This window comes from Curvibacter gracilis ATCC BAA-807, from assembly GCF_000518645.1.
Classification (GTDB): domain Bacteria; phylum Pseudomonadota; class Gammaproteobacteria; order Burkholderiales; family Burkholderiaceae_C; genus Curvibacter; species Curvibacter gracilis.
Window position 1 is genome coordinate 76,092 of sequence record NZ_JADZ01000015.1, and the last position, 23,663, is coordinate 99,754.

A 23,663-nucleotide genomic window follows, 5' to 3' on the forward strand; every position below is an offset into this window, starting at 1 on the left:
AAAAACAGTCCCGACAGGCTCACGACCTCCGGTGAGATCCTGACTCTGATTTCAGGAACACGTCCTGAGTCCGTCCTTGGCGCGGCACGGACAACACCCTGCACTTCCCGTTCAGAAGGCTGCGGAGCAAGCCATGCCAGCAGACACCGCGGAGCTGGCTTTGCCAGGCCGCTGGTGTTGTCCCCCCTCAGGGGGGATGGCGCCGAAGGCGACTCAGGGGGGATTATTTCAACTCGATTTCGTCGAAGTTGAAGTTCCAGTCCGGCATCACATAGAAGCCCGCCAGATTGCGAGCCCGCACCGACAGCGAGCGCTCGGTCACCAGGAAGGCCCAGGGCGCGTCTTTCCAGATCTGCTGCTGGGCTTCGGTGTAGAGGCGGGTCTTCTCGGCGCGGTCCGTGGTGTTCAGGGCCCGGGCGATGTTGTTGTCCACCACCTCGTTCTTGTAGTACGCGGTGTTGAACAGGCGCGGCGGGAAGGACTCCGAGGCCAGCAGCGGGCGCAGCGCCCAGTCGGCCTCGCCGGTGGACGACGACCAGCCCACGTAGTACATGCGCACCGGGGCGGTGGCCGGGTCTTGCGCGCTTTCCACGCGCTCGACGCGCTGGCCGGCCTCCAGGGCCTGCACCTGCACCTTGATGCCGACCTGGGCCAGTTGCTGCTGCACGAACTGGATCACCTTCTGCGCCGTGGTGTGGTTGTAGGCGCTCCACAGCGTGCTCTCGAAGCCATTGGGGTAGCCCGCCTCTTTCAACAGCTCACGCGCCTTCTTCGGGTCGTAGGGCCAGGGGCCCAGCTTGACCGAGTAGTCCACGCCCTTGGGGGCCACCGAGTCCATCGGGTCGGCAAAGCCCGAGAAGGCCACCTTGGCCAAGGCTTCCTTGTTGATGGCGTAGTTGATGGCCTGGCGCACCTTCGGGTTGTCGAAGGGCTTTTGCTGCATGTTGAACGAGATGTAGCGCTGCACGATCGAGGGGCCCTGGGTCACCTCCAGGCTGGGCTTCTTGCTCAGGTTCTCGACCGCTTCGGGCGGCAGCGTGAAGGCGAAGTGGGCCTCGTTGGTCTGCATCATGGCGGCACGGGTGTTGTTGTCCACCACCGGGCGCCAGGTGATGGTGTCCACCTTGGGGTAGCCCTTCTTCCAGTAGCCGTCGAACTTGGCCACCTTCATGTAGTCGGTGGCCTTCCACTCGACGAACTTGAAGGGGCCGGTGCCCACCGGGTTCTGCGCGATGCCCTTGTTGCCGTACTTGGCCAGGGCCGCAGGCGAGATGATCACGCCCGAGGGGTGGGCCAGGGTGTTGATGAAGGGCGAGAAGGGCTCCTTCAGCGTGAAGCGCACCGTGGACGGATCGACCACCTCGGTCTTGATGATGTTCTTGTACAGGTTGTAGCGCTTGAGCTTGTTGTCGGGGTTGGTGACGCGGTCGAAGGTGACCTTCACGGCCTCGGCATTGAAGTCGGTGCCGTCATGGAACTTGATGCCCTTCTTGAGCTTGATGGTGTAGACCAGGCCGTCCTTGCTGACGCTGTTGCTCTCGGCCAGCACCGGTACCATCTTCATGTCCTTGTCGAAGCTGTACAGCCCCTGGTAGAAGGACTTGGCCACGGCCTGCGACACGGTGTCGTTGGCGTCATAGGGGTCGGTGGTGGTGAAGCTCGAATAGAGCGCCACCACCACGTCCTTGGAGGCGTGGGCGGACGAGACCGACAGGCCGGCCAGCACCAGGGCGGCGGCGAGGTGATTCAGTTTCAGTTTCATGGCGAGGACACTCCTTGATGAATAAGAAGAGGAAGAAAGGAAATCAGTAGGCTCCGCCCACGCGGTGGCGGGCCACGAAATGCCCTGGGGCCACCTCGTGCAAAGGGGCCACCTCGGGCGGATTGTCCAGCGCCCGGATGGGGCTGGGAATGTCGTCCGACAACAATTCGCGCACGGGGCGGCGGCTGGGGTCGGCAATCGGCACCGCGCTCATCAGGCGGCGCGTGTAGGCGTGCTGCGGGTTCTCGAACACGGCGCGGCGCGGCCCGATCTCGACGATCTGGCCCAGGTACATCACGGCCACGCGGTGGCTGATGCGCTCGACCACCGCCATGTCGTGCGAGATGAACAAAAACGCGATGCCGAACTCGGCCTGCAGGTCGAGCATCAGGTTGATGATCTGGGCGCGGATCGACACGTCGAGCGCCGACACCGCCTCGTCGGCGATCACCACCTTGGGGTTGAGCGCCAGGGCGCGCGCGATGGCGATGCGCTGGCGCTGCCCGCCCGAGAACTCATGCGGGTAGCGGTGCGCCGCCTCGGGTGGCAGACCCACTTTCTGCAGCAGCCACTGCACCCGTTGCTCGGCCTCGGCACGCGTGGCCAGGCCATGCAGCAGCAGGGGCTCCATGACCGAGAAGCCCACGGTCAGGCGCGGGTCCAGCGAGGCAAAGGGGTCCTGGAACACGAACTGGATGTCGCGCCGCAGCGCGCGCAGGTCGGCCCCCTGCAGGCCGGCGATGTCGCGCCCCGCCACCTGCACGCGACCGGCGCTGAACTCCAGCAGGCGCGCCAGCGAGCGGCCCGTGGTCGACTTGCCACAGCCCGACTCGCCCACCAGCGACAAAGTCTCGCCCGGTTGCAGGCTGAAGCTCAGCTGCTCCACCGCGTGCACCTGGCGCGTGACCCGGCCCAGCCAGCCGCCGCGCAAGGGAAAGCGCGTGACCAGGCCCTCGACCTGCAGCACCGGGGGCTGGTCGCGGCGCACGGTGTCGGCCGCCGACAGGCTGGCCACGCTGTCGCTGGCCTCCTGGCCCGGCAGGGCAAAGCGGGCCGGCAAGGCGTGCCCCTGCATGGCGCCCAGGCGCGGCACGGCCGCCATCAGGGCCCGGGTGTAGGGCTGCTGCGGCTGGGCGAACAGCGGCTGGCAGGCGCCCTCTTCCACCTTGTCGCCCCGGAACATCACCAGCACGCGGTCGGCCACCTCGGCCACCACGCCCATGTCGTGGGTGATGAAGATCACGCCCATGGCAAGGTCGCGCTGCAACTGCTGGATCAGCGTGAGGATCTGGGCCTGGATGGTCACATCGAGCGCCGTGGTGGGCTCGTCGGCAATCAGCAGCGCGGGCTTGCAGGCCAGGGCCATGGCGATCATGACGCGCTGGCGCATGCCGCCCGAGAGTTGGTGCGGGTGGCGCGTGAGCACGTTGCGTGCCTCGGGGATGCGCACCAGGTCCAGCATGCGCAGCGCCTCGGCCAGGGCTGCCGTGCGCCCCAGGCCCTGGTGCAGACGGATCGATTCGGCAATCTGCTCGCCCACGGTGAACACCGGGTTCAGGCTGGTCATGGGCTCCTGGAACACCATGGCCAGGTCGGCGCCGCGCAGGCTGCGCATCTGGCGGGCGCTGGCGCGGGCCAGGTCCACGCGCTCGCCGCTGCGCCGGGTGAGCCACATCTGGCCGCTGTCGATGGCGCCGCCGCCCTGCTCCACCAGGCGCATCAGGGCCAGCGAGGACACCGACTTGCCCGAGCCCGATTCGCCCACGATGGCCAGGGTCTCACCCGCATCGACATGGAAGCTCAGGCCCTTGACGGCCTGCAGGCGGCCTTGTTCGGTGCGGAAGCTGACGCGCAGGTCCTGCACCTCCAGCACGCGGCGCGGGCTGTCGGCGGGGGTGATGGGCAAGGCACTCATGCGGGGCTCCGGTCGTCTTCGTCGGCGTAGATGGCCACCACCGGTGGCTGGCCAGGGCGGGCCCAGCCACGGTACATGCCCTCGGTGTTGAAGGGCAAGGCGATGCGGCCCTGCGCGTCCACCGCGATCAGGCCGCCGCGCCCGCCCAGCGGGGGCAGCTTGTCGTGCACCACGCGGCGGCAGGCCTCGGCCAGGCTGAGGCCGGCGTACTCGATCAGGGCCGACACATCGTAGGCCGCCATGCCGCGGATGAAGGCCTCGCCCATGCCGGTGCACGACACGGCCACGGTGCGGTCATTGGCGTAGTTGCCCGCGCCCACCAGGGGCGAGTCGCCCACCCGGCCGGGCAGTTTGTTGGTGACGCCGCCGGTGCTGGTGGCGGCCGCCAGGTGGCCGTGCGCGTCCAGCGCCACCGCGCCCACGGTGCCCATCTTGGCGCGCTCGTCCAGCGGGGCCGGGGCCTGTGCGGCCAGCAGGTTCTGGGCATCGTGATCGAGTGCGGCGGCGCCGCCGCGGGCGGCCTGCACGCGGTGCAGCTGGGCCAGGCGCTCGGGCGTGTCGAACCACTCGGGCGCCACGGTTTCGCAGCCGCGCTCGATGGCGAAGCGCTCGGCCCCCTCCCCGATCAGCAGCACCGGGCTGGCCGAGGCCAGCACGGCGCGCGCGGCCAGCACCGGGTTGCGCAGGCGTGTCACGCCGGCCACCGCCCCGGCGGCCAGGTCGCTGCCGCGCATCACGCAGGCGTCGAGTTCGTGGCGCGCGTCGGCGGTGTACACCGCGCCGCGCCCGGCATTGAACAGAGGGCACTCCTCCAGCAGGCGCACGGTCTCGGTCACCACGTCCAGCGCCTCGGCGCCCCGGGCCAGCAGGGCCTGGCCCGCCAGCAGGATGTCGTTCAGGGCGCCGCGGTAGCGGGCCTGCTGCTCGGGGGTGATGGCGCCACGGGTCAGCGTGCCGGCACCGCCGTGCAGCACCAGCACCGGGACCGGGCGGGGAGAAATGGAAGAGGCTGTGGGCAGCATGGACGGGGGCTCAATCAGTCAATCGTTTGGAGGGGCGGGGTCGGTCACGGCCCTCGGTGGGGGCATCGAGGTGCAGCCAGGGCATGACGCTCTGGGTGAGTTCCTGGTGCCGCTGCACGGCCGCGTCGCTGCGCCGCGCCACCGCGGCCACCAGGGCCTCGATCAGGGCCAGGGCGGTGGCGTTCGAGGTGGCCGCCACCTGGCGCTGGATGTGGGCATACAGGGTGCAGTCGGCCAGCTCCACCAGGGGCGAGGCGGGCTTGTCGGTGAGGGCCAGGATGCGCACGCCGCGCTCACGCGCCAGCCGGGTCAGCTCGACGGTATCGCTGACGTAGCGCGGAAAGGCCAGGGTGATCAGCAGATCACGGGGCCCGCGCCGGAACAGTTGTCGCGCCGCGTGCGAGGGGCCGCCGGCCTGGGCCAGGCAGCTCACGCCGCTGCAATAGGGTTCGAGTTCGTGCTGCAGCAGACCGGCCAGGAAGGCGCTGCTGCCCCAGCCCAGGGTCATGACCTGATCGGCTTGCAGCAGCAGTTCGACGGCCTGCTCGCAGGGCTGGTCCTGCAAGGCCTGCAGCGTGTGGTCGAGGTTGTCGCGGGTTTCCTGCAGCGAGGCGGCCATGGTCTGCACCGTGCCGGCAGGCTGCTGCAGGTTGCTGCGCAGACTCTCCACCGGCGCCAGCACCGACTCGAAGCCACGCGCCAGCTCGGCCCGGAACTGCGGGTAGCCGGCAAAGCCCAGCGCCCGGGCCAGGCGGTTGGCGCTGGCCACCGACACCTCGGTCTCGCGCGCAAACTCCTCGATGCTCAGCGTGGCGGCCCGGAAAGGGTGGGCCAGCACGGCCCGCGCCATGCGCTGCAGCGCCGCCGGCAGGGACGGCGCCTGACTGGCCACGTGCTGCAGCACCGGCAGACCGGCAAAGCGGCCTGCCCAATCGGCAGCGGAGACGGTGGCTGGGTCACGGGGCATGGTGCGAAGAGAGAAAAGGGGAGAAAAGGGGCGCTGTAAAGAAGTTTTCAGATAACTGAAATACTGTAAAGCAATTTACAGGCCTGCCGCATGGGGTTCTTCCCGGGGTTGTTTCCAGGGTTCCGTGGGGGTGGAGCGTGCTTTGGCGCACCGATCGGGGGCATGACGGATGCAACACGGTGCGCAGGCGAAAAAAAACCCGGCAGTTGCCGGGTTTTCCAAACTGGAGTTGAAAAGGTATTGCGTAACAATCAACCAGCATCCAGCGCCTGAGGGGCATTTGTCCCCAGGGTCTGCACTTCCGGACAGCGAAGAATCGCTGGCGCGACTCCGGAAGACGACCCGGGGCGACCCATCGGCGCCCACATTCTTCCCTGCATGCTTATCAGCCCTTCAGCGCCCTGACGCGCCGTTGGCCCCGGCTTGGCGACAAATGGGCTGAGAAGCCCTCCGAATGTAACAATCCGATACGAATTCCGCAAGCCCGGCAGGCGCTTCGCTCAGGCCAATGTCATCAGGCTGGCATTGCCACCCGCCGCCGCGGTATTGACGCTGAGCGCGCGCTCGACCCACAGCCGCTCCAGGGGAATCGCCACCTCGCCCGGCAGCAGGCCGGTGATGCCGACAATCGGGCCCGGGCGCTGGGCCACCCGCAGCGCCACCTGGCGCAGGGCCGCAGGCTCACCCTGGTGCAGCACGGCATCGAAGTGGGTTTCGGGGCGGGTCCAGTCGCTGCACAGCACGACGCGGCCCTGCACGGCGTCGGGCAGGCGCTGCAGCAAGGCCTGGGCACTGTCGGGCCAGACGGCCTGGCTGCCCACGGCCAGCACGGCGGCCAGTTGGCGCAGGCGGTCGTCGTCCTGATCGGCCAGGCACAGCACGGCCTCGCGCGGCAGCAGGGTGTAGACATTGCGCTCGCCGGTCGGGCCGCACAGCAGGCGGGCGTGCCCGGCGCGGGCCTGTTCACCCCATTCCACGCAGGCCGCCGCCACGGCCGGCTGAGCGTTGCGCCCGGCCCACTCGGCCAGGGCCTGCAACGCGGCCGGCGACACCTCCGGCAGGTGGCCCGTTTGCGCCGGGGCGCCTTCGCCGGCCAGGCTGCGGGTCAGGGCCGCCTCGGGGCGCTGCGCCAGCAGGCGGTACAGGTACAGGGGGCCGCCGGCCTTGGGGCCGGTGCCCGACAGGCCCTCCCCGCCAAAGGGCTGCACGCCCACCACGGCGCCCACCATGTTGCGGTTCACATACACATTGCCGGCGCGGGCCCCGGCCACCACGCGCTCGATGGTTTCGTCGATGCGGGTGTGCAGGCCCAGGGTCAGGCCGTAGCCCGTTGCGTTGATCTGGTCCAGCAACTCGGGCAGGGCCTCGCGGCGGTAACGCAGCACGTGCAGCACCGGGCCGAAGACCTCGCGCTGCAGCTCGCTGAGGCTGCCGAGTTCGATCAGGGTGGGTGGCACGAAGTGGCCGTGACGGGTGTCGTCCAGCCCGCCCCGGCCCAGGGGCTGCTGCACACGGCGGCCCTGGGCACGCAGGGCATCGATGTGGCGCAGCAGGCCGGCGCGTGCCTCGGCGTCGATCACCGGGCCCACGTCGGTGTGCAGTTGGTCGGGGCGGCCCAGGCGCAACTCGGCCATGGCGCCGGCCAGCATCTCCAGCACGCGGTCGGCGGCCTCTTCCTGCACGCACAGCACACGCAGGGCCGAGCAACGCTGGCCCGCGCTGTCGAAGGCCGAGGCCAGCACATCGCTGACCACCTGCTCGACCAGGGCAGAGGAGTCCACGATCATGGCGTTCTGGCCGCCGGTTTCGGCGATCAGGGGCACGGTGCGACCGCTCGGGCTCAGGCGGCCGGCCAACTGGCGTTGCAGCAGGCGAGCCACCTCGGTGGAGCCGGTGAACATGACGCCCTGCACGCGCTCATCGCCCACCAGGGTGGCGCCCACGGTCTCGCCGCGGCCGGGCAGCAGTTGCAGCACGGCGTCGGGCACGCCGGCCTGGCGCAGCAGGCGCACGGCCTGGGCCGCCAGCAAGGGGGTCTGCTCGGCCGGCTTGGCCAGCACCGGGTTGCCGGCGGCCAGGGCCGCCGCCACCTGACCCGTGAAGATGGCCAGCGGAAAGTTCCAGGGGCTGATGCAGACCACTGGGCCCAGCGGCCGGTGCGGCAGATCGCCCAGATCACGGCGCGCCTGGGCGGCGTAGTAGCGCAGGAAATCGACCGCCTCGCGCACCTCGGCCACGGCATTGGCGCAGGTCTTGCCGGCTTCGCGCACCAGCAGGCCCATCAGCACGCCCAGTTGTTGCTCCATCAAATCGGCCGCTTGCTCCAGGGCCAGGGCACGCTGCGCCGGGGCTGTGGCGGCCCAGGCCGGTGCGGCCTCGGTGGCCGCCTGCAGCGCCCATTCCACGCCCGCCAGGGTGGTTTCCTGCACCCGGCCGACGCGGTCGCGCAGGTCCGCCGGGCTCAGCACCGGTTGGGCGGGTTCGGCCCACTCGGCCTGGGCCTCGGGGCCCGCCAGCAGAGGCTGGGCCTGCCATTCGGTGCGGGCACTGCTCAACAGATCGAGGTGCAGTCGGGCCAGCGCGGTGTCGCAAGCCAGGTCCAGGCCCTGGGAGTTGCGGCGCGCGGCGCCGTACAACTCGGGCGGGGTGGCGATGGAGGGATGTGGCAGGCCCAGCGTGCCTTCGCGCAGGGCCATCTGCTTGACGGTCTGCACCGGGTCCTGGACCAGTTCGTCCAGCGAGAGGGTGTTGTCGGCAATGCGGTTCACGAAGGAGGTGTTGGCGCCGTTTTCCAGCAGGCGGCGCACCAGGTAGGCCAGCAGGGTTTCGTGGTTGCCCACCGGCGCGTAGATGCGGCAGGGGCGGTTCAGGCGGCCGGCGGCCTCCGGGCCCACCACCTGCTCGTACAGGGGTTCGCCCATGCCGTGCAGGCACTGGAACTCGTACTGCCCAGGCTGGTAGCGCGCCGGGTCGGCCAGTTGGTAGATGGCGGCCAGGGTGTGGGCGTTGTGGGTGGCGAACTGCGGGTAGATGGCCTCGGGCGCGGCCAGCAGGCGGCGCGCACAGGCCAGGTAGGACACATCGGTGTAGGCCTTGCGGGTGTAGACGGGGTAGTCGCTCAGGCCATCGAGCTGGGCGCGCTTGATCTCGCTGTCCCAGTAGGCGCCCTTGACCAGGCGCACCATCAGGCGGTGGCCACTGCGGCGGGCCAGGTCGATCACGTGGTCGATCACCTGCGGACAGCGCTTCTGGTAGGCCTGGATCACGAAGCCGATGCCGTTCCAGCCGGCCAGTGCGGGCTCGAAGCACAGGCGCTCCAGCAGCTCCAGCGAGAGCTCCAGGCGGTCGGCCTCTTCGGCGTCGATGTTCAGACCGATGTTCTGGCCCCGCGCCTGCAAGGCCAACTGGCGCAGCACCGGGTAGAGCTCGGCGTGCACGCGGTCATGCTGGGCACGGCTGTAGCGCGGGTGCAAAGCCGACAGCTTGATCGAAATGCCTGGGCCTTCATACACGCCGCGCCCGCCCGAGGCCTGGCCGATGGCGGCAATGGCCTGCTGGTAGTCGCGCAGGTAACGCTCAGCATCGGCCGTGGTGAGGGCGGCCTCGCCCAGCATGTCGTAGGAGTAGCGAAAGCCCTGGGGCTCGAGGGTGGCGGCATGGCGCAGGGCCTGGGCGATGGTCTCACCGGTCACGAACTGCTCGCCCATCATGCGCATGGCCATGTCCACGCCCTTGCGGATCAGGGGCTCACCACCGCGCGCGGTCAGCCGCCCCAGTGCGGCCCCCAGGCCGCTTTCGCTGTGGGTGGATACCAGCTTGCCCGTCAGCAGCAGGCCCCAGGTGGCGGCGTTGACGAACAGCGAGGGGCTCTTGCCCAGGTGGCGCGCCCACTCGCCATGGGCGATCTTGTCGCGGATCAGGGCATCGCGGGTGGCGGCATCGGGGATGCGCAGCAAGGCCTCGGCCAGGCACATCAAGGCCACGCCCTCCTGGGACGACAACGCGTACTCCTGCAGCAGCCCCTGCACCAGGCCAGCCCGGCCGCCGGCGCTTTTGCGCTCACGCAGGTGACGCGCCAGGCGTTGGGCCAGTTGCTGGGTGGCCTCGGCCAGGGGCTGGGGCAGTCGGGCCTGCGCCAGCAACTCGGGCACCACCTCGGTCTCGGGGCGGCGCCAGGCCGCGGTGATGGCAGCGCGCAGCGGGCTGGCCGGCTGCAGGCCCGGCGTGAAGGGCTGGAAGGGGGTGCAGGTGTCGGCAGCGGGGCTCAGGGGCGGGCGGACGGACATGGTGAGGCTCCTCGGATTCGGTGAATTGCGCTATCTTCTTAGCCATTCACATGAATATTTATCCATAATTTGCACCTATTACCGAATAAATCACCACGAAAAACACCTGCCGTGCGCAGGTCAAGCGAGCACCGCACAATGGATGGCATGAAACCACTGCAAGACATTGCCCTGTCCATGCTCGACCTGGTGGCGGTGCGCGAAGGCGGCACCGTGGCCGACGCGCTGGCCATCGCCCTGCGCACCGCGCAGCATGCCGAAACGCTCGGCTTCACGCGCTACTGGCTGGCCGAGCACCACAACATGAGCGGCATCGCCAGCTCGGCCACTGCCGTGCTGGTGGGCCACATTGCCGGCGGCACCGAGCGCATCCGCGTGGGCTCGGGCGGCGTGATGCTGCCCAACCATGCCCCCCTGGTGGTGGCCGAGGCCTTCGGCACCCTGGCCGAGCTGTACCCGGGCCGCATCGACCTGGGCCTGGGCCGTGCGCCGGGCACCGACGGGCTGACCATGCGGGCGCTGCGCCGTGACCGGGTGGAGACCGAAGAAGACTTTCCGCGCGACGTGGCCGAGCTGCAGCGCCTGCTGGGCCCGACGCAACCCGGCCAGCGCCTGATCGCCATGCCGGGCGCCGGCACCAACGTGCCAATCTGGCTGCTGGGTTCGAGCCTCTTCTCGGCCCAGTTGGCCGCCGAGCGCGGCCTGCCCTACGCCTTTGCCTCGCACTTTGCGCCGCGCATGCTGCTGCAGGCGGTGGACTTGTACCGGCGCCTGTTCAAGCCCTCGGCCACACTGGAGAAGCCGCATGTGGTGATCGGTGTGCCGCTGATTGCCGCCCCCACCGATGAAGAGGCCGAGTTCCTGGCCAGCAGCACCTACCAGCGGGTGCTGGGCATCCTGACCGGCGACCGGCGCCGCCTGCAGCCCCCTTTGCCGCACTACCGGGCCCAGTTGGCCCCGCAGGAGCGCGCCGCGATCGATGATTTTCTGGCCGCCGCCGTGGTGGGCGGGCCGGGCACCGTGCGCGAAGGCCTGGCCCGGCTGGCCGACCTGACCCAGGCCGACGAGTTCATGCTGGTCAGCGATGTGTTCGACCCCGCGCTGCGCCTGCGTTCGCTGGACATTGCCGCCGCAGCGCTGCGCGGCTGAACCGCCCCCCGGGCGCTGCGCGCCCGGTTCTTGCATGCACGCCAACTGGCCATGACGGCAGCCAGACCGGCCCGCCGGATGTGCACGGCCCCCCCTCCCCAGGCCCCGAGTTTTCCACTCAAGCATTGATCTGAAATTCTTGGAATTTCGGCAACTCTGCTATAGACTTGGCTCGTTTCAATCACGAAACTATGTTTTACCTAAGAAACGAAACGGATTGGAGAACGTCATGAGTGCATCAGCGGCCGCCGAAGGCGTGCAAACCGCGTACCACCCCCCTGAGGGCATGGATCTGGGGCAATGGCTGAAATCACGGGTGGCCACCCGTGCCACCCGCCGCTACGACTGGGAGGCCTTGAAGTTCCAGGCCGACTTCGACCCCAAGTACGCCCGGGCCCAGATGCGCTACGTGGGCACCGGTGCCACCGGCGTGGCCAGCGACGAGAACACCGTGGTGGCCGAGCACTTCACCTTCTCCACCATGATCCTGCCGGCCGGCGCCGAAGGCCCGCTGCACATCCACACCGATGCCGAAGAAGTGTTCTTCGTGCTGCGCGGTCGGGTGAAACTGATCGCCGAACTGAACGGTGAAACCTGGGAAATGGAAGCCGGCGAGCGCGACTTGATCTCCTGGCCGGTGGGCGTGTACCGTGGCGTGATCAACATCGGTGACGAAGAGGCCCTGATGTGTGTGATGGTGGGCAACCCCAAGCCGGTGACCCCCACCTACCCGCCCAGCCACCCCCTGGCCAAAGTCAAGCGCTGAGCCTGCGCAACGCACCCCCACGAGGAAACAACATGAGTGTTCTGGGCATTGACGAAATCACCTTCGGTGCGGCGGATCTGGCCAAGTGCCGCCAATTCTTCAGCGACTGGGGCCTGCACCTGGTGGCCGAAGAGCCGCAAGAGCTGGTGTTCGAGTCGCTCAACGGCTGCCGCGTCAAGGTGGCCCATTCCGACAAGCCCGGCCTGCCCGCCGGCATCGAGGCCGATCCCACGCTGCGTGAAGTGGTATGGGCCGTGGGCTCCATCGCCGAACTGGAGGCCCTGCGCACGCGCCTGGCCGGCCAGCCCGGCTATGTGGACGACGGCCAGCGCATCGGCTGCACCGACCCCAACGGCCTGGCCGTGCGGGTGCAGGTGACCCGCAAGCGCGTGCTCGACCTGCCCTGCGCCCAGACCAACACCTGGGCCACCCGCGGCCGGGTGAACCAGCCCAGCCCGGCCTACGACCGTGCCACGCCGGTCGAGGTGGGCCATGTGGTGTTCTTCGTGAAAGACCTGGCGGCCACCACCGCCTTCTACGAGCAGCATCTGGGCTTTGTGGTGTCCGACCGCTACCCCGGTCGCGGCCACTTCATGCGCTGCGCCCCCGAGGGTGGCCACCACGACCTGTTCCTGCTGCAACTGCCCGAACCCCGCGCCGGCCTGAACCACGTGGCCTTCACGGTGCGTGACCTGCACGAGGTGATTGGCGGCGGCATGCACATGTCGCGCTGCGGCTGGAGCACCGAACTCGGCCCGGGCCGGCACCCGATCTCCTCGGCGCTGTTCTGGTACTTCATCAGCCCGGCCGGCGCCCTGGTCGAGTACTACACCGACGAAGACGAGCTGACCGCCGACTGGCAACCCCGCGACTTCACCCCCGGCCCCACCGTGTTTGCGGAATGGGCCATCAAGGGCGGCATCGACGGCCAGACGCGACGCCAGGTCAACGCCGACGCACCGAGCGGCCGTTTCATGACAGACCGCCCCAAAGACTGATCGCCGCACGATCCAACCCCACCTGACACCAACCGAAGCATCCGGAGGTTTTTGATGAGCAACACCCCCCCTCTCTACAACGAAACCCATCAGCACCGCGACGCCGCACCGACCGCGTACGAAAACCTGCTCGGTGACTCGATCGAGCGAGGCTTCGCGCAAGGCCTGCACGAGATCGAAGCCCTGATCGACTACCTGAACAAGGCCGGCCCGGCCGGCCCCAACAGCCAGCCCTGGACAGTCGAGACCTTCAAGGCCGAAATGGCCCGCCTCGGCGCCTGATTCACCCCCACCCTGGAGCACATCAAGATGCAAACGTCCAACGTCTATTTCCAGCAAGACCCGGTCGACGCCGCCCTGGCCGTGGGCCTGAAAGACCTGTGGTTCCCGGTCTGCCCCTCGTCCTTCGTGAAGGAAAACCCGATCTCGCTGCGCCGCATGGGCTACAAGATCGCCTTGTGGCGTGACCACGAGGGCAAGGTCCATGCCCTGGAGGACCACTGCCCGCACCGCGGCGCACCGCTGTCGCTGGGCGTGATCCTGGGCGACCGCCTGGCCTGCCCCTACCACGGCGTGGAAGTGCGCCACGACGGCACCGTGACCAGCGTGCCCGCCATGCCCGGCTGCAAGCTCGAAGGCTCGCGCACCACCCGCATGTTCCACGCCGTGGAAAGCAATGGCGCGATCTTCCTGTTCAACTCGACCGAGCCGCAGATCGACACCCCGCCGCCGCTGCGCCTGCCCGAAGAGCTGACCTCGCCCGAGTGGTCGTCCTTCCTGTGCTACACCGAATGGGGCTGCGACTACCGCTATGTGATCGACAACGTGATCGACCCCATGCACGGCACCTACCTGCACAAGCAGTCGCACACCATGTACGAAGGCGACGTGACGGCCGAATTCCACATCCGCGACACCGACACCGGCTTCGTGTTCGAGAAGAAGGGCCAGCGCAACGTCAACTTCGACTGGACCGAGTGGATCGACACCGGCATCCACCTGATGCGCCTCGAGATCCCCTACCCGAAGACCGGCGGCCCTGGCGGCAACTTCGCCATCATCGGCAGCTACACCCCCATCAGCCGCCAGGCCTCGGGCGTGTTCCACTGGCGCTGCCGCAAGGTGGATGGCTGGCAGCGCGACACCTGGCGCTTCCTGTACAAGAACCGCCTCGAGCAGCGCCACTGGAATGTGCTGGAGCAAGACCGCGTGGCCGTCGAGACCATGGAGCCCGATGCCAACCAGCGCGAGTTCCTGTACGCCCACGACATGGGCATCGTGCGCCTGCGCCGCCACCTGAAGGGCCTGGCCCAGGCCCAGATCGACCGCGCCGCCACCCCGGCCTGAGGCCGCACGGCCCGATGCGGGCCGGCACGACCTGAAAGCCCCCTGAAAACGCCCACCAAGCGCCCCTGACCGCATCTGGCAAGCCCTGGCTACCAGCCTGCCTCGGGGGCGCGGCGCTCTGTGACCGACATTAAACTCAAGCCCTCCCGCCCCCCACCCACAGCCCCGTCACGGCCATGTCGAATCTACTCAAAGCCTACATCCACGCGCTTCGTTATGAGGCCGAGGACATCCACAGCGTCGAACTGCGGCGCGCCGGCGGAGGTGAACTGCCCGAGTTCGCCGCCGGCTCCCACATCGACCTGCACCTGCCCAACGGGCTGGTGCGCAGCTACTCGCTGCTCAACGCCGCCGGCGAGCGCCACCGCTATGTGCTGGGGGTGCTGAAAGACCGGCGCAGCCGAGGCGGCTCGCGCTGCGTGCACGAAGCCCTGCGCGTGGGCCAGGCGATCGACATCAGCGAGCCGCGCAACAACTTTGCGCTGCACGAAGACGCGGGCCACTCGGTGCTGGTGGCCGGTGGCATCGGCGTCACGCCCATCCTGTGCATGGCCACGCGCCTGAAGCAGCTGGGCCGTTCCTTCGAAGTGCTGTACTTCGCCCGCTCGCGCAAGAGCGCAGCCTTCATCGCCGAACTGCAGGCCCTGGGCGCCCCGCTGCACCTGCATTTCGATGACGAACAGAACGGCCCGCCTGACCTGAAAGCCCTGCTGGCCGCCCGGCCGGCCCAGGCCGACACCCATTACTACGCCTGCGGCCCCGCCGTGATGCTCGACGCCTTCGAAAAGTTCTGCGCCGAGCTGGGTTACGCCAACGCCCACATCGAGCGCTTCGCCGCCGTCGAAGTGGCCGCCGCCTCGGACGCCCGCCAGAGCTACACGGTGGAGCTCAAGCGCAGCGGCAAGACCATCGCTGTCGAAGCCGGCCAGAGCCTGCTGCAAGCCCTGAACGCCGCCAAGGTGAACTGCGTGACCAGCTGCGAAGAAGGCATCTGCGGCGCCTGCGAAACCCGCGTGCTAGACGGCCAGCCCGACCACCGCGACTCGGTGCTCAGCACCGCCGAACGCGCGGCCAACAAGGTGATGATGATCTGCGTGTCCGGCTGCAAGAGCGAGCGCCTGGTGCTGGATCTTTGAGCAACTTCGCCTGAGGCGATCTGACAGACGGCAGCTGCTATGGCCGCGGCCGTCTGTTCAACGCGGCACCGGGCGGACATGCTGTAGACCATGAAAGCCCTCAAAAGCCCTCTGGCCAAGCAATTGCTGGCCAACCGCGGCGCCAGCGCCCAACTGCGGCACCTCGTCGCCCGCAGCGGTGCGGAAATCCTTGGGGCTCAGGCGCAGCCCCGATCCCAGGTCAGCACCCTTGAATGGCAGGACGGCACACGTACCGTGCGCTACCAGGTGACACGGGTACCGAAGGCAGGCTGAAGCGCGACGGCCATGAACGTGGCGTGACCCGCCATGACCGTCGTCATCCTGATCTCAGAACGTGCCCGGGTAAGAGCCCCCATCCAGCAACACGTTCTGCCCGTTGATGTACCCCGCATGCACGCTGCACAGGTAGGCGCAGGTGTTGCCGAGTTCCTCGGGCTGGCCCAGGCGGCGGGCCGGGTGGCGGGCGATGCGGGCGGCGCGCACGGCCTCGGCGGTGCTGCCTTCGCGCCGCGCCTGGGCTTCGAAGTTGCCGGCCAGGCGGGCCGTGTCGAAGGTGCCGGGCAGCACGTTGTTGATGGTCACGCCGCGCGCCACGGTGCTGCGCGCCAGCCCGGCCACAAAGCCGGTCAGGCCGCTGCGCGCGCCATTCGACAAGCCCAGGCCATCCACCGGCGCCTTGACCGCGCTGGAGGTGATGTTGACGATGCGGCCGAAGCCGCGCGCCATCATGCCGTCCAGCGTGGCCTTGATCAGCTCGATGGGCGCCAGCATGTTGGCGTCCAGGGCCTTGATCCAGTCCTCGCGCTGCCACTGGCGGAAGTCGCCGGGCGGCGGGCCGCCCGCGTTGGTGACCACGATGTCGAAGTCGGGGTGGGCGGCAAAGATGCGGGCGCGCCCTTCGGCGCTGGCCACGTCGGCGGCCACCCACTCGGCGCGGCCCGGGCCGAGGGCATTCAGACGCTCGGCCGCCTCGCGCAGCGGGCCTTCGGTGCGGGCCACGATGACCACCTGCACGCCTTCACGCACCAGGGCGGTGGCACAGGCCAGGCCCAGACCGGAGCTGGCGCCGCACACCAGGGCCTTGCGGCCCGAAATTCCAAGATCCATGACTCAGTTCTCCATGATCAGCGCCGCGCCAGCGCACTCAACAGGCGTGGCGCCCGGCGGATGCTTCAGGCCGTGGCCCAGGGCATGGGCGACTCGTTCAGCCCCCAGTACCAGCTCTTCTGAGCCGTGTACTCCAGGATGCCCAGACGCCCCTTCTCGCGACCGGTGCCGCTCATCTTGACGCCACCGAAGGGCGTGCTGACCGAGAACACCTTGTAGGTGTTGACCCAGACCGTGCCGGTCTGCAGGGCCTGGCCCAGGCGCCAGGCCGTCTTGTAGTCGCGCGTCCAGATGCCCGAGGCCAGGCCGAACACGTTGTCGTTGCACTGGGCGACCAGGTCGGCCTCGTCGCGCCAGGGCAGCAGGGCCAGCACCGGGCCGAAGATCTCTTCCTGGCACATGCGGGCGCTGTTGGCCAGGCCTTCGATCACGGTGGGGGTGTAGTAGCTGCCGCGCTCGAACAGAGCGCCCTCTGGGCGCACGCCGCCGGCCAGCAGTTGCCCCCCCTCGTCCAGGCCGAGCTGCACATAGCGCTCGACCGAGGCGCGGTGACCCTGGTTGACCAGAGGGCCCATCTGGGTGCTTTCGCTGGACGGGTCGCCCACGCGCAGCGCCTTCACGCCGGCCAGCAGGCGGGCCTTGAATTCGGCATAGACGCTTTCATGCACAAAGGCCCGCGAGCCGGCGATGCAGGATTCGCCGGAGGAGCTGAAGATGCCGTACAGCACCCCGGCCACGGCGTGGTCCAGGTCGGCATCCGCACACACGATGGTGGGCGACTTGCCGCCCAGCTCCAGCGAGGTGGGCATGAGCTTTTCGGCCGCCAGGCGGGCAATGCCCAGGCCCACGGTGGTGCCCCCGGTGAAGGCGATGCGCTTGATCAGGGGGTGCTTGACCAGGGCATCGCCCACGATCGAGCCCTTGCCCGGCAGCACGCTGATGATGCCGTCGGGCACGCCGGCCTGCTGGGCGATGCGGGCCAGCTCGATGGCCATGCGCGGGGTGATCTCGGCGGGCTTGAAGACCACGGCGCAGCCGGCGGCCAGCGCCGGCGCCAGCTTCTGAGCCTCGCTGGCGATGGGCGAGTTCCAGGGCGTGATGGCCCCCACCACGCCCAGCGGCTCGTGCGCGCTGAGGGTGAAGTAGTCGCCCCGCGACGGCGTGAGCTGGTCTTCCCAGGTCTCGCAGGCGGCGGCAAAGAACTGGAAGGTGCCGGCGGCGCTGGCCACCAGGGCCCGGGTTTCCTTGATCGGCTTGCCGTTGTCCAGGCGCTGCAGCTGGGCCAGCTCTTCACCGCGCTCGCGGATGCCGGCGGCAATGCGGTGCAGGATGGCGGCGCGCTCATGTCGCTTGAGGCCGGCCCACGAGGGCTGTTGGCGGGCACGTTCGGCGCATTGCACCGCCTCGTCCACATCGGCCGCGGTGGCCGCGTGCAGGGTGGCGACGGTGCTGCCGTCGTGCGGGTACTCGGTGGCGTACTCGGGGCCGGAGGCGTCGCGCCAACGCCCGGCCAGCAGGGTTTGCAGTTTTTCGCTCATGGGAGGTCTCAGACAGTGACGGCGGCGCCGCGGTTGTGCAGGAAACGAAGGCCCGACAGCACGGTCAGTGCCGAGGTCTTGGGGTTGTCGGCCAGGGGCTTGCCGCGCATGGTCAGCTCCATTTCGCCGAACTCGCCGCGCACGCTGATCTGGTGGATGTTCTCGCTCACGGTGGGGTCGGCGATCAAACGCACCCGGGTGGCGTCCAGGCCCAGGCCGGCCAGGGAGATGGTGGCGGCCACGTTGGCGTTCTTGGGGTAGAGCTGGGCCGCCTCGCGGGCCGTGGCCTCCAGGATCACGGTGGGCTCGGTGATGGCGGCAAGATCGCACACCGCTTCGGCCGGTGTGCCGCGCCAGCCCGAGGGCGGCTTGCGGCCGGTGTAGCGCACCTCGGTGAGGCCGGCCAGGCGTGCGGCCGCGATGGCATCCACCCCACCGATGGCACCCGACAGCAGGTGCAGCTGGGTGCCGCCCTGCTCGGCCGCTGCGGCCAGCTGCTCGGCCATGCCGGGGCCCGACAGGGCACCGATCGACAGCACCGCGCATTCCACGCCGCGCTGCAGCGCCGGCACCACGTGCTCGATCAGGGCCGCATGGCCGGCGCATTCCAGCACCAGGCTGGCCTCGGCGGGCACTGCCGTGGTCACGGTGGCGGCCTCACCCACCACGGCACGGGCCTCGTCCAGGCCAGCGGCCTGGACCACGATGTGGGTGATGCGCACACCGCTGTGGCCGGCCATGCGCTGGAAGATGGATCGGCCGATCGCCCCGAAGCCGATCAGGGTGACGGGCTGGGTGGCGCGTGCAGGACGGGCCTGAGTGCTGGCGTTGCTCATGCGGACTCCTTCTTGAGGATGGGGCCGGCGAACTTGGCGGCGAACGGGCCCCAGGCCTTCATGTCCACTTCGACCACCACCGGGCCCTTGGCAGCCAGGGCCTGGCCCAGCACCTCGGCAGTGCGCGCCGGGCTGTCGAGCAGGAAGTGGTGGGCCTTGAGGCTGGCACAGAAGTTCGCGAAATCAGGGGTGTGCAGCTCGACATAGCAATGGCGGCTGCCGTAGATGTCGTCCTGGATGTTCTTGATCACGCCATAGCGGCTGTCGTTCATCAGCAGCACCACCAGATCGGCGTTCTCCTGCACGGCGCAGGCCAGCTCGCCCACGTTGAGCATGAAGCCGCCGTCGCCCACTAAGGCCACGGTCTTGCGGCCGAGCTGGTGTTCGGTGTTGGCCACCGAGGTGCCGATGGCCATGGCCAGGCCCTGGCCGATGCCGCCGCCCAGGGCGTGCACACCGGCGCGGGGGTGGTCCAGCACCGGGGCGCGGTTGCCCCACATGCTGTTGGACAAGGTGATGTCGCGCACCCACCAGAGCTGCTTGCCGACGGCGGCGGCCAGCTGGTTCTTGAGCTCGGTGTAGGCACCCAGGGTGTCGTCCACATGGGCGGCGGCGGCGGCGCGCGCCTTCTGCACGTCGGGCACCAGTTGCGGGTCGACCTGCATGCGGCCTTCGAGCAGATCGGCCAGCGCGTTCAGCGTGAGCTCGGCATCGCCCTGCACAAAGTACTGGCTGTTGTAGCCACGGTTGTGGGCCAGGGCATTGGCGTCGATGCGGTAGAGGGCCTGCGGCAGCTTGAGCTTGTAGCGCAGGGTTTCGTTGCTGCGCAGGCGCGAGCCCACCACCAGCAGGGCGTCGCAGCTCTGGTACAGGTCTTCGGCGGGCTTTTGCAGGTTGTACGAGCCCAGGCTGGCGGGGTGGTCTTCAGCCAGGATGCCGCGCCCCTGCACCGAGGTCACCACGCCCCAGCCCAGCTTCACGAAGCGGGCCACGGCGGCGCTGGCACCGCGCGCACCGCCGCCCAGCCACAGCAGGGGGCGCTTGGCACCGGCCAACGCATCGGCCAGGGCCTGCACGCTCTCGGCCTCAGGCTGCACCGGGCGCAGCGGCAGCGGGCGCAGATCGGCCGGCAGGTCGAGCAGGGTGGCCTGCACGTCGATCGGGATTTCGATGCTGACCGGGCCGCAGGGCGGGGTGAAGGCCAGGCGGGCCGCCTCACGCAGCGTGGCCAGGGCGGTCTCGGCGTTGCGGATGCGGAAGGCCGCCTTGCCGACCGACTGCAGCATGGCCAGTTGGGCCGGGGCCTCGTGGATGTAGCCGAGGTCGCGGTCCAGGTAGGGCGACTCGATCTGGCCGGTCAGGTGCAGCATCGGCGTGCCCGCAGTGAGGGCCTCGATCATGGCGCCGGCCGCATTGCCGGCACCGGTGCCGGTGCTGGTCACACACACCCCCAGGGCGCCGCTGACACGGGCGTAGGCATCGGCCATGTTGCAGGCTCCGGCCTCGCCCCGTGCCGACACGAATCGGATCTTCTGACGCCGGTGGAAGGCGTCGAGGATGGGCATGTTGTGGATCGAGATCACGCCAAAGGCGGCGCGAACACCACATTGCTCTAGGAATCGGGCGGCAAGTTCGCCAACGGTGATGCGATGGGGGGCTGCTGTGGTCATGGTGTGGGGGGTGGGAGGGGGTTGACGTTCATGCCGCCGCGCTGCGGCAGGTGGCTGATGCGTTGGGTGACCTGGGCAGCGGCTTGCTGCACCAGTTGGACCAGGCTGCGGGCCTGATCGGCCTCGATCTGCTGCGCAGGCACGGTCAGGCTGACGGCCGCCACCACCTGGTGGCGGTCATTGAAAACAGGGGCGGCGATGGTCGAGATACCGGTCTCGAAGCCACCCTGGCTGATGCCGTAGCCGTTGGCCATGTCCTGATCGATCAGGGCCTTGAGCTGCACCAGGGTGGTGGGCGTCTTGGGGGTGAAGGCGTGCAGTGCCGGCTCAGGGTAGAGCTGGGACAGGCCGGCCATGTCGAGGTTGGACAGCAGCAGGCGGCCCAGCACCGTGGCATGGGCCGGCAACCGGGCGCCGACCTGGATCGAATGGAACACGGCCTGGCGGCCCATGGCCTTGGCCACGAACACCACCTCGCGGCCATCGCGCACCACCAGGTGGGCCGAGTAGCCGCTCTGGTCGCGCAGGCCTTCGATGATCGGAATGCCGTGCTCGGTGAGCTCCATCGAGGCCAGGTATTCGAAGCCCAGGCGCAGCACACCGATGCTCAGCTTGTAGTTGGGGCTGTCGCTGACGCGCTCGACAAAGCCCATCTGCTCCAGGGTCTGCAGCAGGCGGAACACCGAGGCGCGCGGCACATCGAGGCGGCGCGACAGCTCGGCGCCGGTGAGCTGCGGCTCCTGGCGGGTGAAGCAGCCCAGCAATTGCAGGCCACGGGCCAGGCCCGGGACAAGGTAGCGGTCGCTTGCGTTGTTCATGTGTTGGTTCTCCTGGTCTCTCGATCTGTGTTCAGGGGGTGGCCTGCAGCAGGGCATTGACCGCATCGGCGGCCTCCAGCGCGCAGGCATGGCCCACCGGGCCCAGTGAGAGATAGGGAGCACCCACCCGCTGCGCCAGCGCTTCGCAGGCGGCCGCCGGGGTGATGGTGTCAGCGCTGCCACTGGCCACGGTGACCGGACAGGTTACCGCAGCCAGCAGGCTGTCGAGATCGGCGTTGGCCAGCAGTCGGGCGGCCTGGGTGTAGCCCGTCGGGTGGATGGCCGCCATGATCGATTTCACATAGGCCACCAGGGGGGCATCGGCCTGGGCCGAGAGCATGGCGGCGCCCCGGTGCTCGGCCATGCCGGCCGGGCCCAGCCGCTCCAGATTGGCCAGGCGGTCGCGCAGCTTGGTCTCGCGCACGGCGGCATCGGCCAGGCCGTAGCCCAGCGCCGGCGAGAGCAGGACCAGCCGCTCCACCGCCTGCGGGCGCTGTGCCACCGCCGCGGCCGCCATCAGGCAACCCAGGGAGTGGCCAGCCAGCCGGATTGGTTGCTGCGCCAGGCCCAGGGCCTGCAGCCATGGCCAGACCCGCGCGCCGTAGTCGGCGGCCGTCGGCCATTCGGCTTCGACCGGGGTGCTTTGGCCGTAACCGGGGGCGTCCCAGGCCAGCACGGTGAAGCGGCTTTGCAGGGTTTGCAACTGGCGCATCCAACTGCCCGAGGCCGACCCAATGCCGTGCAACAGCACCAGCAAGGGGCCTTGGCCCGCCCGGCGGTAGGCGATATCGCCCCCGGCGGTCGACACCACCTGGGCAGGCCACTGCTGTGCCAGTTCTTGCAGCGTCATGTTCGTGTCGCCTGCTTCAGCGGCCCAGGTCGCGCTTGATCTTGGCCAGGGGCGAATCCGGCGGGTAGACCGGGGTGATGGGCTTGGGCGAGCCCAGCATCACGCACATCAGCGCGTCTTCGTCGCCGATGTTGTGCTCTTCGCGGTACACGCCGGGTGGCACCGAGATCAGATCGCGCTCGCCCACCACGGTCTCCCAGCGTTGGCCGTCTTTTTCGCAGATCACTTTCATGGCGCCGCGCATCACGAAGAAGATCTCTTCCACGTCGTAATGGATGTGCGAGGGGCCGATGTTGCCCGCCGGGATCACCATGGTCGAGAAGGTGAAGTGGGCCGAGGGCACGGTGTTGTTGTCAGCGGCCACACCGGTGCCGCCGGTGCCCACGTAGCGCATCTGGGCACGGCGGTACTTGGGGTCGAAATCGGCCTGGAACTTCAGCGCGTCCCAGTCGTAGCGGCGGGTGGAACGGCGCGCCACGCGCGACTCCATCCACTCGGCAAAGCTCTGGCCCGGGGCCTGCATCATGGCCTGCTGGATTTCAGCCTCGGGCGGGATGCGCGCATCCTGCAGGCCGCGTTCGTTGAACACCGGCTCGTTGGCCGCGGGGGTGTGGGGTGTGCTCATGGGGACTCCTTGCAAAACAATGCGGTGGGTTGGAAGGGGGGGTCAGTTCATGACGAAGCCGCCATTGACCGGCAGCACCTGGCCGGTCACGTAGCCGCTGCCTTCGGACAGCAGGAACAGCACGGTGGCGACCACATCGTCAGGCACCTGGGCCCGGCTGATGGCGCGGCCTTCGCTGTACAGGCGGTGGCGGGCTTCGGGCACGTATTCGGTGGCCTCGACCAGGGTCAGACCCGGCGCCACCGCATTGACGGTGACACCGTGCGCGCCCAGTTCGCGCGCCATCGAGCGGGTCATGGACATCACGGCGCCCTTGCTGGCCACATAGGCCATCAGGCGCGGGGCCCCCCACAGCGCAGTGTCGGAGGCGATGTTCACCACCCGGCCCCGACCCGAATCCTGCAGCCAACGCTGTGCGGCCACCGTCACCAGCCAGGGGCCGCGCACGTTGACGGCCATCACCCGGTCCCAGGTGTCGACTGTGATGTCGGCCATGTCCTTGCCGCCCGAGTTGGTGATGGCGGCGTTGTTCACCAGGCCATCCAGGCCGCCCAGGCGCTCGGCCGCAGCGGCCGTGGCCTGCTCGATCGCCTGCGGATCGGACACATCCATGGGCAGGTAATGCGCCACGGGCTGGGCCCGGCCCTGGTTCAGTGCGGCGGCCAAGGCTTCGCCACGTTCATGCAGCACATCGGTCAGGGCGACCCGGGCACCGGCGGCCACACAGGCGCGGGCAAAGGCCTCGCCCAGGCCGCGGGCACCGCCCGTGATGAGGATGCGGTGGCCTTCAAGAGAGGGAACGCTGGTCTGATTCATGCTTCGATTCCTGTGTCTGCCGTGCGCCGCCCTG

At 69.0% G+C, this 23,663-nt stretch carries 20 protein-coding genes; 7 read left to right on the forward strand and 13 right to left on the reverse strand.

All coding sequences use genetic code 11. The annotated features are described in order from the left end of the window. Positions 1 to 223: 223 nt before the first annotated feature. From gsiB to putA, 5 genes are all read right to left on the reverse strand, one after another. Positions 224 to 1,762 (reverse strand): glutathione ABC transporter substrate-binding protein GsiB, encoded by a 1,539-nt coding sequence (gsiB, locus tag L880_RS0113390; protein WP_019575744.1) that lies wholly within the window; start codon positions 1,760 to 1,762, stop codon positions 224 to 226. A 43-nt stretch (positions 1,763 to 1,805) separates the two neighbouring features. After that, positions 1,806 to 3,677 (reverse strand): dipeptide ABC transporter ATP-binding protein, encoded by a 1,872-nt coding sequence (locus tag L880_RS0113395; protein WP_027476118.1) that lies wholly within the window; start codon positions 3,675 to 3,677, stop codon positions 1,806 to 1,808. Further along, complete coding sequence (locus L880_RS0113400; protein WP_051443293.1) at positions 3,674 to 4,699, reverse strand: isoaspartyl peptidase/L-asparaginase family protein; 1,026 nt, start codon at positions 4,697 to 4,699, stop codon at positions 3,674 to 3,676. The genes L880_RS0113395 and L880_RS0113400 overlap by 4 nt, the downstream gene beginning before the upstream one ends. 10 nt (positions 4,700 to 4,709) lie before the next feature. Further along, on the reverse strand, positions 4,710 to 5,666 hold the full coding sequence (locus tag L880_RS0113405) for a MurR/RpiR family transcriptional regulator (protein ID WP_051443294.1): 957 nt from the start codon (positions 5,664 to 5,666) through the stop codon (positions 4,710 to 4,712). Between the two features lie 500 nt (positions 5,667 to 6,166). Next, positions 6,167 to 9,952 carry a trifunctional transcriptional regulator/proline dehydrogenase/L-glutamate gamma-semialdehyde dehydrogenase gene (gene putA / locus L880_RS0113410; protein WP_027476121.1) on the reverse strand — a complete coding sequence of 1,262 codons (3,786 nt, stop codon included), beginning with the start codon at positions 9,950 to 9,952 and terminating at the stop codon, positions 6,167 to 6,169. Positions 9,953 to 10,099: 147 nt separating this feature from the next. On the opposite strand from putA, the gene L880_RS0113415 reads away from it, so the two are divergent. From L880_RS0113415 to L880_RS0113445, 7 genes are all read left to right on the forward strand, one after another. Beyond that, complete coding sequence (locus L880_RS0113415; protein WP_169737756.1) at positions 10,100 to 11,101, forward strand: LLM class flavin-dependent oxidoreductase; 1,002 nt, start codon at positions 10,100 to 10,102, stop codon at positions 11,099 to 11,101. 286 nt (positions 11,102 to 11,387) lie between these two features. Further along, complete coding sequence (locus tag L880_RS0113420; protein WP_169737758.1) at positions 11,388 to 11,867, forward strand: cupin domain-containing protein; 480 nt, start codon at positions 11,388 to 11,390, stop codon at positions 11,865 to 11,867. 32 nt (positions 11,868 to 11,899) lie between these two features. Further along, positions 11,900 to 12,865 carry a VOC family protein gene (locus tag L880_RS0113425; protein WP_027476124.1) on the forward strand — a complete coding sequence of 322 codons (966 nt, stop codon included), beginning with the start codon at positions 11,900 to 11,902 and terminating at the stop codon, positions 12,863 to 12,865. A gap of 54 nt (positions 12,866 to 12,919) precedes the next feature. Further along, entirely contained in the window at positions 12,920 to 13,147 is a 228-nt protein-coding gene (locus tag L880_RS0113430) for a recombinase-like helix-turn-helix domain-containing protein (RefSeq protein ID WP_043329431.1), read from the forward strand. Between the two features lie 27 nt (positions 13,148 to 13,174). Further along, positions 13,175 to 14,212 (forward strand): aromatic ring-hydroxylating oxygenase subunit alpha, encoded by a 1,038-nt coding sequence (locus tag L880_RS0113435; RefSeq protein ID WP_027476126.1) that lies wholly within the window; start codon positions 13,175 to 13,177, stop codon positions 14,210 to 14,212. Between the two features lie 176 nt (positions 14,213 to 14,388). Continuing rightward, complete coding sequence (locus L880_RS0113440) at positions 14,389 to 15,348, forward strand: PDR/VanB family oxidoreductase (RefSeq protein ID WP_027476127.1); 960 nt, start codon at positions 14,389 to 14,391, stop codon at positions 15,346 to 15,348. Between the two features lie 90 nt (positions 15,349 to 15,438). Then, positions 15,439 to 15,642, forward strand: coding sequence for a hypothetical protein (locus tag L880_RS0113445; protein ID WP_027476128.1), 204 nt, complete (start codon positions 15,439 to 15,441; stop codon positions 15,640 to 15,642). Positions 15,643 to 15,696: 54 nt separating this feature from the next. Here L880_RS0113445 and L880_RS0113450 read toward each other — a convergent pair whose 3' ends face one another. From L880_RS0113450 to L880_RS0113485, 8 genes are all read right to left on the reverse strand, one after another. Continuing rightward, positions 15,697 to 16,476: an SDR family oxidoreductase gene (locus L880_RS0113450; protein ID WP_019575732.1), complete on the reverse strand. Its 780-nt coding sequence runs from the start codon at positions 16,474 to 16,476 to the stop codon at positions 15,697 to 15,699. 65 nt (positions 16,477 to 16,541) lie between these two features. After that, entirely contained in the window at positions 16,542 to 18,014 is a 1,473-nt protein-coding gene (locus tag L880_RS0113455; RefSeq protein WP_027476129.1) for an aldehyde dehydrogenase, read from the reverse strand. Between the two features lie 8 nt (positions 18,015 to 18,022). Beyond that, complete coding sequence (locus L880_RS0113460) at positions 18,023 to 18,850, reverse strand: aspartate dehydrogenase (RefSeq protein WP_027476130.1); 828 nt, start codon at positions 18,848 to 18,850, stop codon at positions 18,023 to 18,025. Continuing rightward, a complete protein-coding gene (locus tag L880_RS0113465) occupies positions 18,847 to 20,520 on the reverse strand; it encodes a thiamine pyrophosphate-binding protein (protein WP_027476131.1) in 1,674 nt (557 codons plus the stop codon). Before L880_RS0113465 ends, L880_RS0113460 begins: the two co-directional genes overlap by 4 nt. Then, positions 20,517 to 21,338 carry an IclR family transcriptional regulator gene (locus L880_RS0113470; RefSeq protein WP_027476132.1) on the reverse strand — a complete coding sequence of 274 codons (822 nt, stop codon included), beginning with the start codon at positions 21,336 to 21,338 and terminating at the stop codon, positions 20,517 to 20,519. Before L880_RS0113470 ends, L880_RS0113465 begins: the two co-directional genes overlap by 4 nt. Positions 21,339 to 21,369: 31 nt before the next feature. Further along, positions 21,370 to 22,188, reverse strand: coding sequence for an alpha/beta fold hydrolase (locus L880_RS0113475; protein WP_027476133.1), 819 nt, complete (start codon positions 22,186 to 22,188; stop codon positions 21,370 to 21,372). 16 nt (positions 22,189 to 22,204) lie between these two features. After that, positions 22,205 to 22,714 (reverse strand): cupin domain-containing protein, encoded by a 510-nt coding sequence (locus L880_RS0113480; RefSeq protein ID WP_031255442.1) that lies wholly within the window; start codon positions 22,712 to 22,714, stop codon positions 22,205 to 22,207. Between the two features lie 141 nt (positions 22,715 to 22,855). Then, positions 22,856 to 23,629: an SDR family oxidoreductase gene (locus L880_RS0113485; protein WP_019575725.1), complete on the reverse strand. Its 774-nt coding sequence runs from the start codon at positions 23,627 to 23,629 to the stop codon at positions 22,856 to 22,858. Between the last annotated feature and the right edge of the window lie 34 nt (positions 23,630 to 23,663).

Coding starts and splice junctions, on each gene's coding strand:
- gsiB (WP_019575744.1), bottom strand. CDS start 1,762: ATGAAACTGAAACTGAATCACCTCGCCGCCGCCCTGGTGCTGGCCGGC.
- L880_RS0113480 (WP_031255442.1), bottom strand. CDS start 22,714: ATGATGCAGGCCCCGGGCCAGAGCTTTGCCGAGTGGATGGAGTCGCGC.
- L880_RS0113485 (WP_019575725.1), bottom strand. CDS start 23,629: ATGAATCAGACCAGCGTTCCCTCTCTTGAAGGCCACCGCATCCTCATC.
- L880_RS0113405 (WP_051443294.1), bottom strand. CDS start 5,666: ATGCCCCGTGACCCAGCCACCGTCTCCGCTGCCGATTGGGCAGGCCGC.
- L880_RS0113465 (WP_027476131.1), bottom strand. CDS start 20,520: ATGACCACAGCAGCCCCCCATCGCATCACCGTTGGCGAACTTGCCGCC.
- L880_RS0113425 (WP_027476124.1), top strand. CDS start 11,900: ATGAGTGTTCTGGGCATTGACGAAATCACCTTCGGTGCGGCGGATCTG.
- L880_RS0113470 (WP_027476132.1), bottom strand. CDS start 21,338: ATGAACAACGCAAGCGACCGCTACCTTGTCCCGGGCCTGGCCCGTGGC.
- L880_RS0113460 (WP_027476130.1), bottom strand. CDS start 18,850: ATGAGCAACGCCAGCACTCAGGCCCGTCCTGCACGCGCCACCCAGCCC.
- L880_RS0113420 (WP_169737758.1), top strand. CDS start 11,388: ATGGATCTGGGGCAATGGCTGAAATCACGGGTGGCCACCCGTGCCACC.
- L880_RS0113475 (WP_027476133.1), bottom strand. CDS start 22,188: ATGACGCTGCAAGAACTGGCACAGCAGTGGCCTGCCCAGGTGGTGTCG.
- L880_RS0113455 (WP_027476129.1), bottom strand. CDS start 18,014: ATGAGCGAAAAACTGCAAACCCTGCTGGCCGGGCGTTGGCGCGACGCC.
- L880_RS0113395 (WP_027476118.1), bottom strand. CDS start 3,677: ATGAGTGCCTTGCCCATCACCCCCGCCGACAGCCCGCGCCGCGTGCTG.
- L880_RS0113415 (WP_169737756.1), top strand. CDS start 10,100: ATGAAACCACTGCAAGACATTGCCCTGTCCATGCTCGACCTGGTGGCG.
- L880_RS0113400 (WP_051443293.1), bottom strand. CDS start 4,699: ATGCTGCCCACAGCCTCTTCCATTTCTCCCCGCCCGGTCCCGGTGCTG.
- L880_RS0113445 (WP_027476128.1), top strand. CDS start 15,439: ATGAAAGCCCTCAAAAGCCCTCTGGCCAAGCAATTGCTGGCCAACCGC.
- putA (WP_027476121.1), bottom strand. CDS start 9,952: ATGTCCGTCCGCCCGCCCCTGAGCCCCGCTGCCGACACCTGCACCCCC.
- L880_RS0113440 (WP_027476127.1), top strand. CDS start 14,389: ATGTCGAATCTACTCAAAGCCTACATCCACGCGCTTCGTTATGAGGCC.
- L880_RS0113450 (WP_019575732.1), bottom strand. CDS start 16,476: ATGGATCTTGGAATTTCGGGCCGCAAGGCCCTGGTGTGCGGCGCCAGC.
- L880_RS0113435 (WP_027476126.1), top strand. CDS start 13,175: ATGCAAACGTCCAACGTCTATTTCCAGCAAGACCCGGTCGACGCCGCC.
- L880_RS0113430 (WP_043329431.1), top strand. CDS start 12,920: ATGAGCAACACCCCCCCTCTCTACAACGAAACCCATCAGCACCGCGAC.